The organism is Zhongshania marina, assembly GCF_002915595.1.
Taxonomy (GTDB): domain Bacteria; phylum Pseudomonadota; class Gammaproteobacteria; order Pseudomonadales; family Spongiibacteraceae; genus Spongiibacter; species Spongiibacter marinus_B.
The window spans coordinates 37570-55269 of the sequence record NZ_PQGG01000026.1 but is presented as its reverse complement, the minus strand read 5'-3'; the positions used below and the strand labels follow the sequence as shown (position 1 = coordinate 55269).

Genomic DNA, 17700 nt, shown 5'->3' with positions numbered 1-17700 from the left:
GCTGCGGCTTATGTCAGATCAAGACGCTAATGCACTGAACGACGGCTTGGGTATTCAGGCTTTAATTGCTATGGCTGAGTCAAGAGGCTTGCACGCATCCCTTCATGAGGCTGAGCAGGCTTGGAGCAGTGTCACGGTCAGTGCAAATAGCAGTCGCCTAGCTGCTAGTTGGGCCTTTTTGTACAAGGGCTACACTGCTGCGTTTAGTCCGGTACGTTTATTATCCAATTCCCAGCTGCCGGCGTGGATTATTGGTGACACCTGTGTGGGATTGCTTAGAAAAGTCGCGTCGGGCGATGAGCCTGCTCAAGTCGAGTGGTTAGACGGCTCGGTTATCCCTGACGACTTTGAGCTAGAGCTTGCCTTGGTTCCCGTCGCGCCGCTTATGGACGCCGATGAGGCATTTTTACCTCAAGAAGAAAAGGGGCCTGCGACTAAGGCTATCTTAGAAGGGCTTAAGGCTCACAAGGGAATCTTTTGGCGCATTGGCGTTGCGTCCACTTTTGTTAATTTGATCGCCGTGCTGTCGTCGTTATTTGTAATGCAGGTATACGACCGCGTGGTACCGAATTTTGCTTATGCGACCCTGTGGTTTTTAGCCAGCGGTGTTGGCCTCGCATATCTTATTGACCTAATGTTTAAGTTTGCGCGGCTTAAAATGATGGACGCCTCAAGCAAACAGTTGGATGAGGCGATTTCGCTCTACATATTTGAAAAGTTGCTCAGTCTCAAGCTAGATCGTCGCCCCTCTCGTTTGGGGTCGCTTGTGGCGCAGGTTCGTGACTACGAATCTATTAAGGCATTCTTTTCGTCTACCACACTTTTTGCGTTGGTAGATTTACCCTTTATATTCCTGTTTATTGCGGTTATCTATCTAATTGCTGGGCCGGTAGCTATCGTATTGGCTGTGTTTGCACTGGTGTGTTTACTGATTGGCGTTATTTCGTATAAGCCAACGGCGCGCCTTCAGCAGCAAAACAATGATGCCATAGTGCGTCGCCAGGGCATGTTATACGAAGCAGTTGCGGGCGGCGAAGTAATAAAAAGCCAAGGCGGCGAAGGTAAGTTTGCAGATGCATGGCTGGTTGCTACGCGAGAAACCAGTGATCGCGCCGAAGCCCTGAGCGGTGTCACCGGTACTGTGCAAATTGTGACCTCATTTTTTCAGCAGGTCTCTTACGTATGCATGATTATTGTGGGTGTTTACGTTATCGAAACCGGTGAACTCACCATGGGTGGCTTAATTGCCTGCTCAATTCTAGGTGGTCGCGCATTGGCTACAATCGCCAACATATCAAGTGTCTTGCTGCGTTGGCATCACGCCAAGTACTCCCTCGCCATTCTCAATCAGCTGCTGTCTGCTGAAAGTGACGACAGCCCTGCGCGTCAATCCAACGTCAAAACCGAGCCGCTGGGCTTATCAATGCATGACGTGGTATATGCCTACCCCGGTTCTCAGCTTCCAGAACTGGTTGTACCTGGTTTGGAAATTCCGGCTGGTTCGCGTATTGCGGTATTGGGTCGTAATGGCAGTGGTAAATCCACCTTGCTTAAATTGCTAGCGGCGGTCGCAACCCCATCCAAGGGAGATGTGCGAGTAGCGCATTTAGATTATCAAGAGTGCCGCCCAAGCTGGCTGCGCGAAGTGATTGGTTACTTACCGCAGGAGCCTCGGTTATTCTCTGGCTCCTTGCTAGATAACCTAACCCTTGGTATGAGCACCCCTTCGGAAGAGGTGATATTTGCCGCTTTAGAAAAAACGGGCTTAGCGGACGCAGTTAACGCTCACCCTATGGGCTTGCAACTTCAAATTTCCGAAGGTGGCATGGGGATGTCAGGTGGCCAGCGCCAGCTTGTCGGTTTAACTCGTATGTTACTTCAACAACCCAAAATTTGGTTGCTTGATGAGCCAACGGCCAGCCTTGATAGCCGAGTAGAGCGGAAAATTGCTGAGGCCATTCAAGCCTTGCCAAGTGATGTGACCGTCATCTTTACTACCCATAGTCAGTCTTGGCTGCGTTATGCCAAACGCGTGATGCTGCTTGATGAAGGTCAGATCAAACGTGACGTTAGCATAGAAGAGTTTCAGAAAATAACGGAACAAGCCCAGCGGGCTAAGCCCAAGAGTAATGTAGTTAACGTGGGAGGGGTGTAAAGTGCGCCAAGAAGATTTATTTGCCCGCGCTCGACCGCTAGATGTGGGTCGCTTTGCAAAAATGACCGTAATGCTTTCATTTGTACTTGTTGCCGTCGGTGCTTGGGCAAACTGGGCGCGTTTAGATGAGCAAGTTCGCTCAGTGGGAAAGGTGATCGTATCTAGTCGGTCTCAAATTATTCAAGTTGTAGACGGTGGTGTTTTACAGGCATTGCACGTTAAAGAAGGTGATACTGTAAAAGCTGGGCAGCTGCTGGCCGAGCTGGATCGTGCCCGATTTGCTGCCAGTGCAGAAGAAACGCGCTCAAAGGCGCTTAACCTGCGCGCTAACTCAGAGCGTTTACGGGCAGAGCTGGCGGGGAGTTTAGAGATTGCATTTAGCCCCGAAGTGCTAGAGGATCAATCTTTGGTTGCACGTCAGACCAATCTTCATCAGCGTCGTCTTCAGCAGCAGCGTGAGCAAGAGGAAAGTTTAAGAAAATCCTTGGCTTTGGCGAGGGAAGAGTTAGATTCACTAGAAGAGTTATCTAAAACCGGCGATGCGGCACAAAGCGAGCTTCTATCTGCAAGAAGACAGGTGGTTGATTTGCAGGCAGAGCTTGCCAATAATAAAAATGAATACCGGCGTGACGCACAAGAGCAATTGGCCAGTACCCAGGGTGAGCTTGAGCAGGTAGTGCAAGTATTAAAGCAGCGAGACGAAGCGCTAGAAGCTACTTATATTACCTCACCAATGAATGGTACTGTGAAAAACGTCCAGATCACCACAATGGGAGCGGTATTAAAAAGTGGTGACGAGATCATGCAGATAGTCCCAGCGGACGAGCCCTTTTTAGTTGAAGCGCGGATATACTCGAAAGACGTTGCATTTGTACGTCGCGACTTAATGGCAAACGTCAAATTAGATGCTTATGATTTTACTGTTTATGGTGGCTTAAGGGGTAAAGTTGTCTATGTAAGCCCAGACACTATAGAAGAAGACCTAAAACAGAACGAAGACCCCTATTACCGCGCACTAATAGAGATCAATGAGGTGCCGGAGCGCACCAGAGAGGAGCAAATCGAAATTATTCCAGGGATGACCTGCACCGTAGAGATCATTACTGGTAATAAGACAGTTGCTCAATATGTAATGAAGCCCTTGCTTCGCGGTAGTGCAGCTGCGCTCACAGAGCGCTAACTGCCGGTTTCTGTCATCAACCCCCTTGTATTGGGGGTGGTTAGGTTGGCGATGCTAATGCACTAATTGATGGCGCGTGTGGTAAGGATAGAATAATAAAAAGTAACGGAGTTGCAGTAATGGAAGGTGTGTCAGTCTGTATAGAGGTTAATGGTGTTGTAATATAAAAATGGTAAAAGTTGCCTCACGTTAGCAGTGATGTTGGGCTGCTTTTTGCAGGGAGCTGCTTAGGTAGGCTTGCTGTATATGTAAGTACGATGTAAAGACCAAGCTTCCATTGAATTAATAGATGTAATCGCTGCGAATGGCGGTGGCTCAATTTGCCTATGCTGGAACTTAAAGAAACTTCTTAAAGGGTAGTGGTAAGCACTTATTGATGAAGAGGGTGAAATATGCACAAAAAGTGTAAAAAGGTCTTGACGCTCATGGGCGCCTAACGTAACTTTGAGAAAAATTTTTGGGCAGGGATTTTGTGCTGTCGCCGTACCTGTGGCAAAAATATTGAATAAAAGTACGTTATCGCCATTAATTTTTAAGATTGTAGTAGGGAGCTTTTTGGAATTATGAAAAATGAAACCGGCCGTTCAACAGATAGTACTCGTACCCAGGAGAAACAAATGAAAGAGTTTGACAAGAAGGACGTCGTTATCAATGACGTGGACGGGGATGCTGTTGATGCATTGTCTGCTGATTTGGCCGATGTGGTTGCTAACCAGACGGATAGCGTAGAAGAAGTTCAGCTGAGCCTAAGCAAAAAAGAGAAAGAGCTGGATGACAGCAAGCAAGCAGACGCAAAAGAAAGTGTCGACGTTGCTGCGGCTGACAGTGGCTTAGCCGACATGATCATGGCGGAGAGCCAAAGCACAGCAACTAGCGGCCAAGGTGGTGGTGCAGCGAGTGCTGATGGCGGTCTTAGCTCAAATGGCAAATTGCTAGCAGTAGCTGGCGTAGTAACTGCAGCAGGTATCGCTGTAGCAGCTAGCGATGGCGACGGTGGCGGCAGTGGCAAAAACAACCAAGAGTTTACAGTTTCTATCGATTCGCCAAGCGTGCTTGAAGGTAACTCTGGCTCTAAAGAGCTTAACTTCACTGTAACCTTAGATGAAGCTCCAAAAAGCGCTGTAACATTTAACTATTCTATCACTGCGGGCACTGCAACTGCAGATGACGATTTCGAAGTAGAATCTGGAACTATCACCTTCCAAGCTGGACAGTTAACTCAAAATGTTTCAGTTACAGTACTTGGTGATACCGACTTTGAAGCAAACGAAACAGTTATCCTTACCGTGACTGGCGAGCAAGCAGGTGCGGCGGTTCAAGGTACTGGTACTATCACTAATGATGATGCGGATCCCGCAGCTATCGACTATGACCTAAGCGTTGTTAACACGCCGAGCGTTGTTGAAGGCAATAACGGCACAGTAACACTGCGTTATGAGCTTTCTCTAGATCGCGCTCCAACAGAAAACGTAACAGTTAACTTCCAAACCTTGACGTCTGGCACTGCTACAGCGGGTGCTGACTTTGTTGCGCAAACTGGCAGCGTAACTTTCCTTGCTGGTCAAACAACTAGCGCATTTGTTGATATCGTGGTGAATGGCGATACTCTGGCCGAAGGCGATGAGACAATTAATGTTCTTTTCAGCAGCCCTCAGTTGTCAGCTCCTGTTACAAGCACCGGCACTATTCAAGACGACGAGTCAGCGAATACTTTCTTCCTGACCACTGGTATTGATAACGCATCTGCCGAAATCTTCAACTCTCAACCAGAATACACTCCAGGTGGTGACGACCTAGTTAACACCCTGCAAGACGAAGACGTCCTGACGGGTACTGGTGCGTACAACGTGTTGAATGCCACAATCGGCTCTATTTCTGAAGAAGGCACCGAGTCTGAAATCGCACCAACATTGATCAATATTCAGGAAGTAAACCTGAACATCAATGATGACGACGTTAGCCGTATTGACTTCCAAGACGCTGACGATGTGACCAATCTGAACATCGTGCGCATGACCGACACTGGTGCTTCTATCACTCTAGATAACCTCGCTGCAGGCACTGACGAAGTAGGCATCGAGAGCGCAACCAGCCAAGGCACAATCAACCTGCTTTACCGCGAAGACGAACTTACCGCGCTAGATAACACTTTAGCTCTGGACGTTGGTCAAGCTGGCGTTGTGCGTTTGAGTATGTTGAATATTGCTGAAACGGGCGACTCTGGAGAAGATCAGGGCTTCGGCTTTGAAACAGTGAACATGACCACTGATTCGCTGACCAATATCGACAATGTTTTCATTGCACCAAATGCCAATGAAGATCGCGACAACGACACCGACCAGTCTTTCAATCTAGATGCTAATGCGGAAACCGAAATTAATAACTTGGTTGCCAATGGCGTCGAGTTCATGACTATCTCCGCTGATGGCGATGTTATGATCGCAGCAGATGAAGACCTAGTTCTGCTCCCAAGCAATGATGGTATAGCGACAGCAGAGCTGCAAATGCTAACTATCGACGGCTCTGCCAACGTGACTATCGACGGATTGGACGGCGATATCGATAACGACACTACCGGTGCCGCAGGTGATTCGGCAGACGATACAACTCTAGTGGTTGATGCTGCGGCGATGACAGGTGATTTGACTCTCGGTGTGCTGACTGGCGCTGATGGTGAAAGCGCTGACGCAAACTACGAAGACCGTGCAGACAAAGATCTATCTGTAACCTCAGGTTCCGGTGACGACACTATCAAAGTCTACTCAAACTTGGCTGGTGATATTACTACCAATGATGGTAACGATACTGTTGCTATTGGTGATGCGGGTCTCGCAACTTACAATGCGGCTTACAATGCGGCATTGGCGGGGATTCTGGTGCCAACTCCTGCCGAAATCGAAGCTGCAAAAGCAGCAGGCTTGGCGGCTAGGAATGCTCCAGGTGCAGGGGTTGTTGATTTTGATCTCGAAGGCGTATCCACCATAGATACTGGCGCGGGTGACGACACGGTTGTTGCTGGCGATATGGGCGTGACTGACACTGATGCCGACGAAGACGGTAATGACGGTTACGACGATGTTACTGCAGCCAAAATTATCACTGGCGACGGCAACGACAGCGTTTCAGTTGGCAATCTGACTAATGGTCAAGATTGGGATAATTTTGACCTGAACGATGCCAATGCCGATGATCTTTACAACATTAAGGCTGCTTCAATTTCCACTGGCGCGGGTGACGACACTGTTGCCTTCGACATGGCTGCTGAAAACGCGGTTATAGACACTGGCGCTGACGCTGACACAGTTAATGTGCAGCTTGAAGGTCAGACAGTATTGGAAGGTGATACCAACGCTAACTACACCATGCTTAACCAAACTTCAGCCGGCGCTATCGCAGGTCAAACCAAAGAAGTTAAAGCAGATGGCACAGCTGACCTTCTTGGTGCACAGTTGCTGTTAGGCGAAGGCAATGACGTTGCAAATTTCGATGAAACAGATGAAGACCGCGATACTATTGAGTCGCAATTCTTTAACGCGACTTTGATTGTAGGGCAAGATGCTCTCCTTGACGGCGGTGCAGGCAATGACGTTATGAACGTTACTGCTTTGGACTTTGTTCAAGTAAACACCACAACCACCGCTGACGATGGCAACACTGCGGCAGAAGAGTTTAATTGGGATGTCGATGCCAATATCACTGGTATTGAAACCGCCAATCTTACTATCGCGAACCAAATCGACAACGCTACTGCATTAGCAGTAGGCGATGCAAAACTTCAGAATGATGACTGGGAACTGGACGGTGTAATCATCGCTGACGTGATGCGTTTTGACACCGCGTTGACCACCATCAACCTCGACTCTCAAGAAGTGCGTATGCGTCAAAGCGCCGCTACAGAGATTTGGGAAGCAGGTCAGGCAACTGAATTTGATTTGTTTAATTTCCGCGAAGACATAGCGTTAACGCTGAAGGCTAATGAAGCTTCAGGCGTGACTGGCGGTTTACGTGTCGATGACACAACTACTGACGTATTTTTGTATGTTGATGTAGACGGTGCGCGCGATCATGACGACGTGTTTGCACTAGACATTCAAGCTGGTAGCGAGTCATTTGACTTGTCGCTAATGATGGGCTCAACAACCACTGATACAGTGGGTGACGCAGCGTCAACGACCGATGACGACGACATGCTGGTTGAGAACGTGGTTATCAATTTGAATGACAGCGCATCACACGCTATCAACATGAATAACTTCGGTGATGCTGGTCACAGCGATGACTATATTGAGGGCTCGCTGGCAGTAGAAACCTCTCTCACAATCAACGACTCTAAAGACGGCACCGCAATCGTAGTAACAAATGTTAATGCGGATACCATTACTGGTATGGGCGCGGCTGACTTCAACATCACTGTAGATGCTGCTAACAACTACGAAATCACTACTGGTTCAGGTGACGATGTCATCAATATGATTGCTGATGATGTTCGCGCGGATGACAATGTAGACGACGGTTCTGACGCAGATGCGATTGATGCAACCGACGAAGCTGATTACGTTGATGGTGGTGCAGGTACAGACCGCCTAGTCGTCAGCGGCGATGATACCCTAGGTACTTCTAACGCACCTATCAGTGGCAACACTGACGATGACGTGTTTGAAGGTCTAGTATCGTTAGAGCAGTTAGAAATCAATAATGACACCGGTGCACTGCAAAGCAATGGCGTCGTACTTGATGAAGCAGCTCAAGATAAGACTAATCTGCAAGAGATTTACCTGACTGGTAACGGTGCGCAAAACACCAACCTGACTATTGGTGAAAACTTCGAGAACGACCTGATCATCGACGCTAGTACGAAAGATGATGGTGTGGCCGGTGTGGCAGGAGCCGCAACTAACCTGATTATCGAAAGCCAAGATTCAGATTCAGATACAGACCTCGTTAACTTAGATGTCAAAGTTAATCTGCAAGACGGTGTAGGTATTGACTTTGAAAACACGGGCGACAATTCAGCCGATGTAGCTATTACCGCTACCGTGTCTGAGCTTGCTGCTGGTGGAACGTCAATTTATGAAGGCGATGGCGCTGGAGACGGTGAAGGAACTTTCGATCTTCGCGTTCAGCAAGGTGTTGTGGCAGGGCAGGTGTCTGAAATTGACACAATCACTTTAGTCGATACCGATGCTTCTGGCGTGATTGATGCAGTAGCGCTTAATGGTGAACAAGACAACGATAGCATTAATGTTGTTGTGTCTGACAACTGGTCTGAGTCTAAATTCACCTTCGATGCTTCTGCTATCGAAAACAATGACCAAGACGCAGATGGCGACGGCACTGTTACGACAGCTGAGTACGATGCATCTATCTTGACCGGCGGTTTGACTTATAACGCAGGTTTAGAAACTGACGCTACTCACACTGTTTTGGGTACTGCTAACAACGACATGATTACTGGTAGCTCACAAGTTGATACCGTAACTACCTTTGCTGGCGACGATACAATCATCACCATGGCTGGCGATGATGTTATTAACTCAGGTGCTGACGACGACACAATCTTTGCTGGAGCGGGTGCGGATACGATTGATGCTGGTACTGGTAATGACCAAATTACTGGTGGTCTTGGTGTTGATACCATTACTACAGGTACTGGTAAAGACAACGTCATTATTAACGCTGTAGCAGAATCTACTGAGTCTCGCGCAGACGTTATAACTGACTTTGAAACTGGCAAAGACACCGTAACAATTAATGCTGACCAGACAAATGGCGGTATAGTGATTGCGAACGGTTCGACCGTAAACTTAGGTCGTTTTGCTTCAGTAGGTTCAATTGGTGCAGGTGATAATTCTCTAGATGGTACAGCTGGCGTACCTGTGTTGCTAGATGCCTACTATGCGAGTGGTGATCAGTTAGCAATCGACGTCGATGGCGATGGCGACATCACAGATATCAACGATGTTGTTATAACATCGGCTAACAGCATTGCTGCTGGAGATGTTAACTATAATGTTAATATTGCAGGTGGCAATAACCACGTCAGATTGGGTCAAGGTGTAGATAAGATTACAACTGGTGCTGGTGATGATGTTTTCACTATTGTTGGTTCGCTCACCGCGGCTGATGTTGCCGGGTATAACGCTAACGTATTAGGCGCTGGTGTTGTAGGTGCTTCTGCTCCGGTTCTTCAATACAACGACCTATTGTCAGTTCGTTCTGGTTCTGAAGCTAATGCTGGAGATGTCATCGACGCTGGTGCTGGTAATGATAACCTCCACCTATTCGGCACTGTCGATATGACTGCGCCTAATGTTTTGGCAGACGTTGTATTAATAGGTGTGGAAACTGTGACGATTCACTCGTCTGTGACGATGAGTCAGTCTCAAGTGCTTTCTGTAGGGCAAATTGTTTTAAGTGGTGACACTGCACATAACATTACAATTGTCGCTGATGATGGATCTGCGCTGACGTATGCACAGCAGCTAGCCATTATCGCAGCAATGCCACAGCCAATTTCGGTTACTGGTTCAGACGTTAATACTAGTGTGACTATTGGTGGTACCACATTAGTTCCTGCCGGTAGTCTTGCTGCGGGCGGTGTTGATGACGGCGCTGCTGCACTTACCGTGAACACTGAAGTCAATAACGTCGGTGCGGCTATTCAGCCAAATGCTCCAACTGCACCTGACTTGGCAGCTTCAGATGACTCTGGTGCGCTTAATAACGACGATATTACTAACGTCACTACTGACCTTGATTTCTCTGGTATTACTGCCCAAGCCAATCAAACGGTCACAGTATTTGACGATATTGATAACGATGGTGTGTATGACCTTGGAGAAAATGCGGTAGTCGTTACTTCTGGGGCTGGTGGAGCTTACTCGGTTCAGCTGGACTTGGCAGAAGGTAACCACAACATTCGGGCTTTCGTTACAGATTCAAGTGGAATTCGTTCCGATATGTCTGCGCCGACCACCGTTACAGTTATAGATACTAGTTCGCCGGTAGCCCCAACAGTCGCTCTGAACAGCGATACTGGTACGGTAGGTGATGGCTTAACCAGTGATAACGTCGTTAATGTGACAGGCCTTGAGGCAACGGCAACTTGGCAGTACAGCTTGGATAACGGTACAACTTGGGTGGCGGGTGTAGGTTCCAGCTTTAATATGGCTAACGATACTAGCTATGCTGCGGGTCAAATACAGGTTCGTCAAACTGATGTTTCCGGTAATGTGAGTCCAGTAGGTAGCAATGGCATTGCTTGGACAGAGGATTCTTCTGCCCCAGCAGCTCCGACACTTGCTTTGAACAGCGATTCAGGCGCTAACAATGCTGACGGCATTACTAATGACAACGTCATTAATGTTGCTGGCTTGGAAGGCACTGCTACTTGGGAATATAGCTTGGATGGCGGTGCTAATTGGACAGCTGGTGTTGGTAGCAGCTTTAATATGGCATCCGATACGGCTTACGCGGCAGGTCAGATTCAAGTTCGTCAAACAGACGCTGCTGGTAATTTGAGTGCGGTAGGCAATAATGGTGCGCCTTGGACAGAAGACTCTTCTGCTCCAGCGGCTCCGGCACTTTCCTTGAACACTGATTCAGGCGCTAACAATGCTGACGGTATTACCAATGACAACCTCATTAATGTTGCTGGTTTAGAAGCGGGTGCAACTTGGGAATACAGCTTAGACGGTGGTACTACTTGGATTGCAGGTGTTGGTGCTGGCTTTAATATGGCGTCCGATACAGCTTACGCGGCAGGTCAGATCCAAGTTCGTCAAACAGATTTGGCGGGTAACCTAAGTGGTGCTGGAAGTAATGCGATTGCATGGACTGAGGATTCTACAGTTGCTGCTCCAACTATTGCACTAGACAATGACACCGGAGTATCCAATGTAGATGGCATTACCAGTGACAACGAAGTTAATGTGACTGGGTTGGAAGCCGGCGGTACTTGGGAATTCAGTCTTGATAATGGCGTTACTTGGGTTGCCGGTGTAGGTACAAGTTTCAACCTAGCTGACAACACTAACTACGCTGCTGGTGGTGTTCAAGTTCGTCAGACAGACGTGGCTGGAAATTTAAGTGCTACTAGTGCTAACGGGATTGCTTGGAGCGAAGATTCGTTGGCTCCTGCACCGCTTACATTTGCCTTGAACACTGATTCGGGTGCTAACGGAGCAGATGGCATTACTAACGATAATGTTATCAACGTTGGTGGTCTGGAAGGTGGCGCCTCAACTTGGGAGTACAGCCTAGATGGCGGTGCGACTTGGCAGGCGGGTGTTGGCAGCACGATTAACATGGCTGATGACACGGTTTATGCCGTAGGGCAAATTCAGGCTCGTCAGACAGATGTAGCAGGTAATCAGGGCGCGATTGGTAGTAATGCAGCTGCGTTTACCGAGGACTCTACTGCTCCGATTGCACCAACTTTGTCCTTGAACTCCGATACAGGCCCTGCAGACGGTGTTACAAGCGATAACGTTATTAACGTTGCTGGTTTGGAAGGTACAGCCACTTGGCAGTACAGCTTGGATAGCGGTACAACCTGGCAGGCGGGTGTAGGCACCAGCTTTAATATGGCTGACGACACTGCCTATGCTGCTGGTAACATCCAAGTTCAGCAAACTGATTTGGCGGGTAATGTAAGTGCAGCCGGAAGCAATGCGGTAGCATGGACGGAGGACTCTACAAATCCTGCGGCCCCAACCTTGACATTGAACACAGATACCGGTTCGTCAAATGCCGACGGTATCACTACCGACAATCAGGTGAACGTGGCTGGCTTGGAGGCTAACGCAACGTGGCAGTTCAGCTTGGATAACGGTGCTACTTGGTCTGCAGGAGCTGGTAGCAGCTTCAACATGGCTGATGATACTGCCTATGCTGCTGGTAACATCCAAGTTCAACAAACTGATGAAGCGGGTAACACAAGTGCAGTCGGAAGCAATGCGGCAGCATGGACTGAGGACTCAACTGCGCCTGTGGCACCTGCTGCCTTCGCTTCAGCGGACGCAGCTACTGATACCTTCATCATAGATTTTGTTGAAGATCTTGGTACCGCTAGCGCTTCGTTGATTGATCTGTATGTGAATGGTGCTTTGGTTGGTGTTACGAGTGCTACTGTTAACGGCGCTGGAAACCTCGAGGTGGTATCAGCATTTGACTTTGTGGCTACTGATGTTCTCGATGTAGCGTTTGATGTAGGTGCAGTGACTGACGTAGCAGGAAATATGCTGCAAGCTGTTGCGCTTGGTGATAACCCAGCTCAGTTCGTTGTAGTGTAAAACGGGATAACACCGCACGACTTATAAGGCCGCTTTTTAGCGGCCTTTTTTTTACAAAAAATTTAGGTTAGCTAATTAATTGGCAGCAAAATTTGATATGGATGCAATGACGTAGGGCGCAAAAAGATAAGAAGTTGTCGTATTGAGGGAGGTGAATACATGCTAGAGCTAAGGCTTTAAATGGTGTTTGTGTAAACGGTAATCAGGGCATTACTCACCGTTATCTACTTCTAAATAACTAGTTATGGTGCAAGTTTGTGCCCTGAATTTAAAATTTGTTTATCTAGTTATTCAAACAGGAATTTTATCACTTTCACCAGAAGAGAATGGTGAGCTATTAGGTTCGTCGCTTTCTGTTTGTGTAAATTTCGATTGTAGAGTATCAATATGCTGCATTGAAAAAATCTGGAGAAATGCAGCATTTAATGCGCCAAGTTGGTTGAGCTCTTCAAGGTCTTTGCCGGGCAGTGAGGCCAAAAGCTCGGTGTTAACCTGATAGAATCCGTTGAGCGTTGCATTAAATTTACCAAGGTTTAAGTCAACACCCCAAGGCATTAAAAGGCCTGCGGAAGCAAGGGCTCGAAAGGCTTTGTCGGAAGCTTTTTGATCCAGTTGTATGTGCTGAATTAAGTTCATGATTTCTCTTAGGGCTGGTGAAGGCTTACCCTCAGTAAAAAAATGATTTCCTTCGCTTGAGTGAGAAGAAAGCCCCAACTTTTCATCTATACATAGAGTAGATTTGCCGTTCTCAGCACCAGGTTCTAAGTGAAAAGGTAGTACTCTTAATTTCGCTGGGATGTAGTGATTTTCTAACCAGCTTCCGTCTTCATTAAGAAATAAATGCGGTTTGTCACCAACTCCTAAAATGCAGGTTGCAATGAAATCATCGTTACGTCGGCAAAACCCAAAAGTATAGTGGCGAGCAACTTGTGCTAACTCGCTATTGAGCAGTGTAACGAAACCGCTGTTGATTAACGGCCTAAAATCATGGATAGGGATCCATCGTAAATTGGTATGCCTATCCTTGGTAACGGGTACAATAGATGTCACTTTCTGCCTCGATATTCAATGAATGAAATGGTTGATGGAAAAGCGATAGATCTTAACCCTGCAGTTATTTTATCGCGCAATAAAATGACTAGGGGTAATGCCGGCGGCAAATATTTGGGGTAGTAGTAATTTAATCCCACTGACGGGGCTAATATTAACAGTCTACAATTATCGTATCGCCATGCAGTAGTTAAAAATTAAATATAACAGATAGTGTGCTGAAGGATTAGAATAAATGAATAGGCATTTGCGGCTAGACCTCACAATTGACGCAATCTTGGTTTGTTCTGCCTCTACGGAAATCAATGCGATCGTGGTCATTTGTTTGTGATTGGTAATTTATAGGAGGCCGCTGGCCCAGGCCACCTTCTCTTGCGATAAAGCCGCAATTCACCTTGGCTGAGGCCGATGAATTACGCTCGGTTTGTCGTTTATGGTAATCGAGGTCAGCCAGGGTGAATTGCGTAGCAAGAGAGGGCAGCCTGGGCTGGCCCGCTCCTTGGGGTTTGTAAGAGTCGATAATTATAACTATTTGGTTTAGCGGTCTGGCTTAACTTAGCGGCTTCTTGTGGTAGTTTGATCCTTCACTTTATCGAGTATTTCTTGCCAGTTAATGGATTCTGGCATCGCTTTGTCAAACTGAGAGATGGCGCCTACTACTGAGCTGAGTGTCATTTTACTTGTTAATTGGGTTTGTTGATTGCTTGACGGTTCAAGGCGGTATTGCATGCCATGAAACACGAGGCTAGTAGCCGTTTGCATGGCTGCCGCCTTATCTACACCCTGCGTGACTAGAGCATCTGTAATTTGCTGTTCAGCGTTTGCCTCTGCGTGAACAATAGCTTTTTTGGCACCCGTGTTAGCTTGTGAAGTCAGCTCCATTTCCCGTCGAGTATAATGCCCGACTTCTAGGTCTAGTTGCCGCCTCATTTCGGCAGTTTCGTTAGCCTCCCTTAGTCTTCCGGAGCGAAGATTGTCAGCATAAGAAAGGTAGTCTTCGTAATTGCTGATCTCACCAGAGGAGAATTTCAAATAACCATCTACCGTAAGCTGTGAGGGCAGCGCACCATTGTAACTATCTTCTCGCGCTTGGTAGTACCAGTCTTTAAACTGTTGCGCTGCTACTTCAAGCTCACCTGAGTCATAGCCAAAATGGTCATTAGCACGGCGCGTTAATACATCTTCTGTCGTCATGAAGTCAGCGTTTTGGCCCTTTTTTAGCACGGTTACCAAGTTATAGTAATCGGTAATGTCTTCTTTATTCCCAGACGCCAACACACTCTCGGCATCAGGAACTTTAATGTTGTCCAGAACAGACCTGAAATTGACGGTAGATTGAGAGACATCGGTATTAACGCCATATTTATCTACTAATTTTTGGGATAACGATTCCGCATGTGATTTTGCGCTCGTATAGCTATTAAGTATTGGAAGATCATTAGTCATTGTGGGCGCCCACTTTATTCATTCTTTGAAGCTTAAAATTTGAGCTATCTAAAGTCTTAACAACTGTGATGCCGAGCTCATGTTTGATGCAACTATTTCCTTAATAGCGTCAACTCTATGTGTTTTGCTAACTAAGGTGAATCCGTAAAAATACGAGGCCGTTGATTTACGCTCGGTCTGTTGTTCGTGGTTATCGCGGTCAGGAGCCCGCTCCTACGCAAGATGGTAAGGAGTTTTGTAGGAGGCCGCTGGCCCAGGTCATCTCTTTTCGTTTGTGGGAGGCCGCGCCGAGGCCGATGAATTACGCTCGGTCTTTCGTTCACGGCAATCGCGGTCAGCCAAGGTGAAATGCGCTCCGACGCAGCCCGAGATCGCGGTCAGGAGCCCGCTCCTACGCGTGATGGTGCGGTGGTTTTGTAGGGGGCGCCCGGCCCAGGCCATCTCTTTTCGTTTGTAGGAGGCCGCGCCGAGGCCGATAGAATTACGCTCGGTCTGTTGTCCGTGGTTATCGCGGTCGGTGCCGATCACTTCACAAATTGCTAATAAGGGGCTATATAAGAACGAACACGGATAAAACTCTGAAGGATCAGAACAATGAGCGCTATGTCATACGTGGCTAACGCCACGGCCAATATCATTCATCACGGAGCGGTGAATGGCGTAACTGGCTCTTGCCACCAATTATTTGCTTCGCCGTTGCATTCAATTTTAATTGATTGCGGCTTATTCCAAGGTGCAGAGACTTCACCCCAAGGGCGGAGCGGCAATGATTTGTCTATTGAGTTTGATCTAAGCACTGTTCAAGCTTTGGTCGTAACCCATGTACATATTGATCACGTCGGCCGTATTCCTTATTTAATCGCCGCTGGTTTTCGCGGTCCCATCTATTGCTCGTGTCCGTCGGCAAAGTTGCTGCCCTTAGTTTTGGAAGATGCATTGAAGGTTGGGGTCACTCGCGATGCGACACTGATTGATCGATTTATGCGCTATATTCGCCAGCAAATTCGGCCATTGAACTACGGTGAATGGCAGAGCGTGATAGATAATAAATTGCGAATTCGCTTACAGCGGGCGGGGCATATTTTGGGGTCGGCGTACGTGGAGTGTGACGTACAGGATGATCATAGCACCCGTCGCCGAGTAATTTTTTCTGGTGACCTTGGCGCACCCCATACTCCGTTGTTGTATGCGCCGCACCCGCCCTCGGGTTGCGACGAGCTCGTCATAGAAAGTACCTACGGAGATCGCCAGCACCACCATCGTAAACAGCGAACCCAGGCTTTGCAAAAGACAATCGAAGCGGCGTTACGGGATGACGGGAGTGTGCTTATTCCCGCGTTTAGCATCGGTCGTACACAGGAATTGCTCTATGAAATAGAAGGTATTATCCATCAACAGCGTCGGCGCAGCGAAAGCGGTAGCCCTTGGCATCAGTTGCCAATCATAGTTGATTCGCCCTTGGCTAGCCGATTTACCAATGTGTATCGACAGCTAAACCAGTATTGGGACAATGAGGCAAAATCTCGTGTACGGCGTGGTCGTCACCCCCTTAGTTTTGAGCAGCTCATTACAGTGGATGATCACGACAGCCACATGCGATTGGTGGCAAGACTCACTCAAACCAAACAGCCGGCCATTATCATAGCGGCTAGCGGTATGTGTGCTGGCGGTAGAATAATGAACTATCTAAAAGCCATGTTAGAAGATCCCAGCCACAATATATTGTTTGTAGGTTACCAAGCTAGAGGTACCCCGGGCAGAGATATACAACAATACGGCCCGCGCCAAGGTTATGTAGACATTGATAGTGAACGCTACACCATACGCGCCGGAGTAGAAACGATTAGTGGCTATTCGGCACACGCCGATCAGCAGGACCTACTTAATTTTATTCGCCGAATGCGTAAAAAGCCCGATACCGTCCGCATTGTGCATGGCGATGATGATGCAAAGAATATATTAAAAGCCGCTATCCTTAATGAGCGCCTAGCTCGCAATGTCATTGTGCCGGCTTGATGAACTAAATCAAGGTCAGTGCTGGGTGGTTTCGTTGACCCGGGCCAATTCTTTTAGCTTGTAGGAGGCCGCTGGCCCAGGCCACCTTCTCTTGCGATAAAGCCGCAATTCACCTTGGCTGAGGCCGATCGAATTACGCTCGGATTGTCGATCGTGGCAATCGCGGTCGGCGCCCGCTCCTACGCTTGGTTGGTCTTGTAGGAGGTCGCGCCGAGGCCGATGGAATTACGCTCGGACGTCGTTCGTGGTCATCGCGGTCGGCGCCCGTTCCTACGCTGGTTGGTCTTGTAGGAGGTCGCGCCGAGGCCGATGGAATTACGCTCGGACGTCGTTCGTGGTCATCGCGGTCGGCGCCCGCTCCTACGCTGGTTGGTCTTGTAGGAGGCCGCTGGCCCAGGCCACCTTCTCTTGCGATGAAGCCGCAATTCACCTTGGCTGAGGCCGATGGAATAGCGCTCGGGCATTGTTCGCGGCAATCGCAGTCAGCCAAGGTGAATTACGTAGCAAGAGAGGGCAGCCTGGGCTGGCCCGCTCCTACGCATGATGGTACGGTGGTTTTG

6 protein-coding genes are annotated in these 17700 nt (G+C 48.1%); 4 read left to right on the top strand and 2 right to left on the bottom strand.

Annotated elements, in window-relative coordinates; genetic code table 11:
* Positions 1-10: 10 nt before the first annotated feature.
* The 3 genes from C0068_RS10660 to C0068_RS10650 all read left to right on the top strand — a co-directional run bounded on the left by C0068_RS10660 (position 11) and on the right by C0068_RS10650 (position 12628).
* Positions 11-2155: an ATP-binding cassette domain-containing protein gene (locus tag C0068_RS10660; protein WP_103684481.1), complete on the top strand. Its 2145-nt coding sequence runs from the start codon at positions 11-13 to the stop codon at positions 2153-2155.
* A 1-nt stretch (position 2156) separates the two neighbouring features.
* On the top strand, positions 2157-3335 hold the full coding sequence (locus C0068_RS10655) for a beta-barrel domain-containing protein (protein ID WP_103684480.1): 1179 nt from the start codon (positions 2157-2159) through the stop codon (positions 3333-3335).
* 617 nt (positions 3336-3952) lie between these two features.
* On the top strand, positions 3953-12628 hold the full coding sequence (locus C0068_RS10650) for a beta strand repeat-containing protein (RefSeq protein WP_158249975.1): 8676 nt from the start codon (positions 3953-3955) through the stop codon (positions 12626-12628).
* Positions 12629-12919: 291 nt separating this feature from the next.
* On the opposite strand, the gene C0068_RS10645 is transcribed toward C0068_RS10650, so the two are convergent.
* The gene (locus tag C0068_RS10645) at positions 12920-13678 is read right to left on the bottom strand and encodes a SapC family protein (protein ID WP_158249974.1); all 759 of its coding nucleotides are present in this window, start codon (positions 13676-13678) and stop codon (positions 12920-12922) included.
* A gap of 555 nt (positions 13679-14233) precedes the next feature.
* Positions 14234-15124, bottom strand: a complete 891-nt coding sequence (locus tag C0068_RS10640) for a hypothetical protein (protein ID WP_103684477.1) — start codon at positions 15122-15124, stop codon at positions 14234-14236.
* A 594-nt stretch (positions 15125-15718) separates the two neighbouring features.
* On the opposite strand from C0068_RS10640, the gene C0068_RS10630 reads away from it, so the two are divergent.
* Positions 15719-17140 (top strand): MBL fold metallo-hydrolase RNA specificity domain-containing protein, encoded by a 1422-nt coding sequence (locus tag C0068_RS10630; RefSeq protein WP_103684475.1) that lies wholly within the window; start codon positions 15719-15721, stop codon positions 17138-17140.
* The last annotated feature ends 560 nt before the right edge of the window (positions 17141-17700 follow it).

What these genes read in the sequence shown, in the direction of transcription:
- C0068_RS10660 (WP_103684481.1), top strand. Translation starts at nt 11, where the DNA reads ATGTCAGATCAAGACGCTAATGCACTGAACGACGGCTTGGGTATTCAG.
- C0068_RS10650 (WP_158249975.1), top strand. Translation starts at nt 3,953, where the DNA reads ATGAAAGAGTTTGACAAGAAGGACGTCGTTATCAATGACGTGGACGGG.
- C0068_RS10640 (WP_103684477.1), bottom strand. Translation starts at nt 15,124, where the DNA reads ATGACTAATGATCTTCCAATACTTAATAGCTATACGAGCGCAAAATCA.
- C0068_RS10630 (WP_103684475.1), top strand. Translation starts at nt 15,719, where the DNA reads ATGAGCGCTATGTCATACGTGGCTAACGCCACGGCCAATATCATTCAT.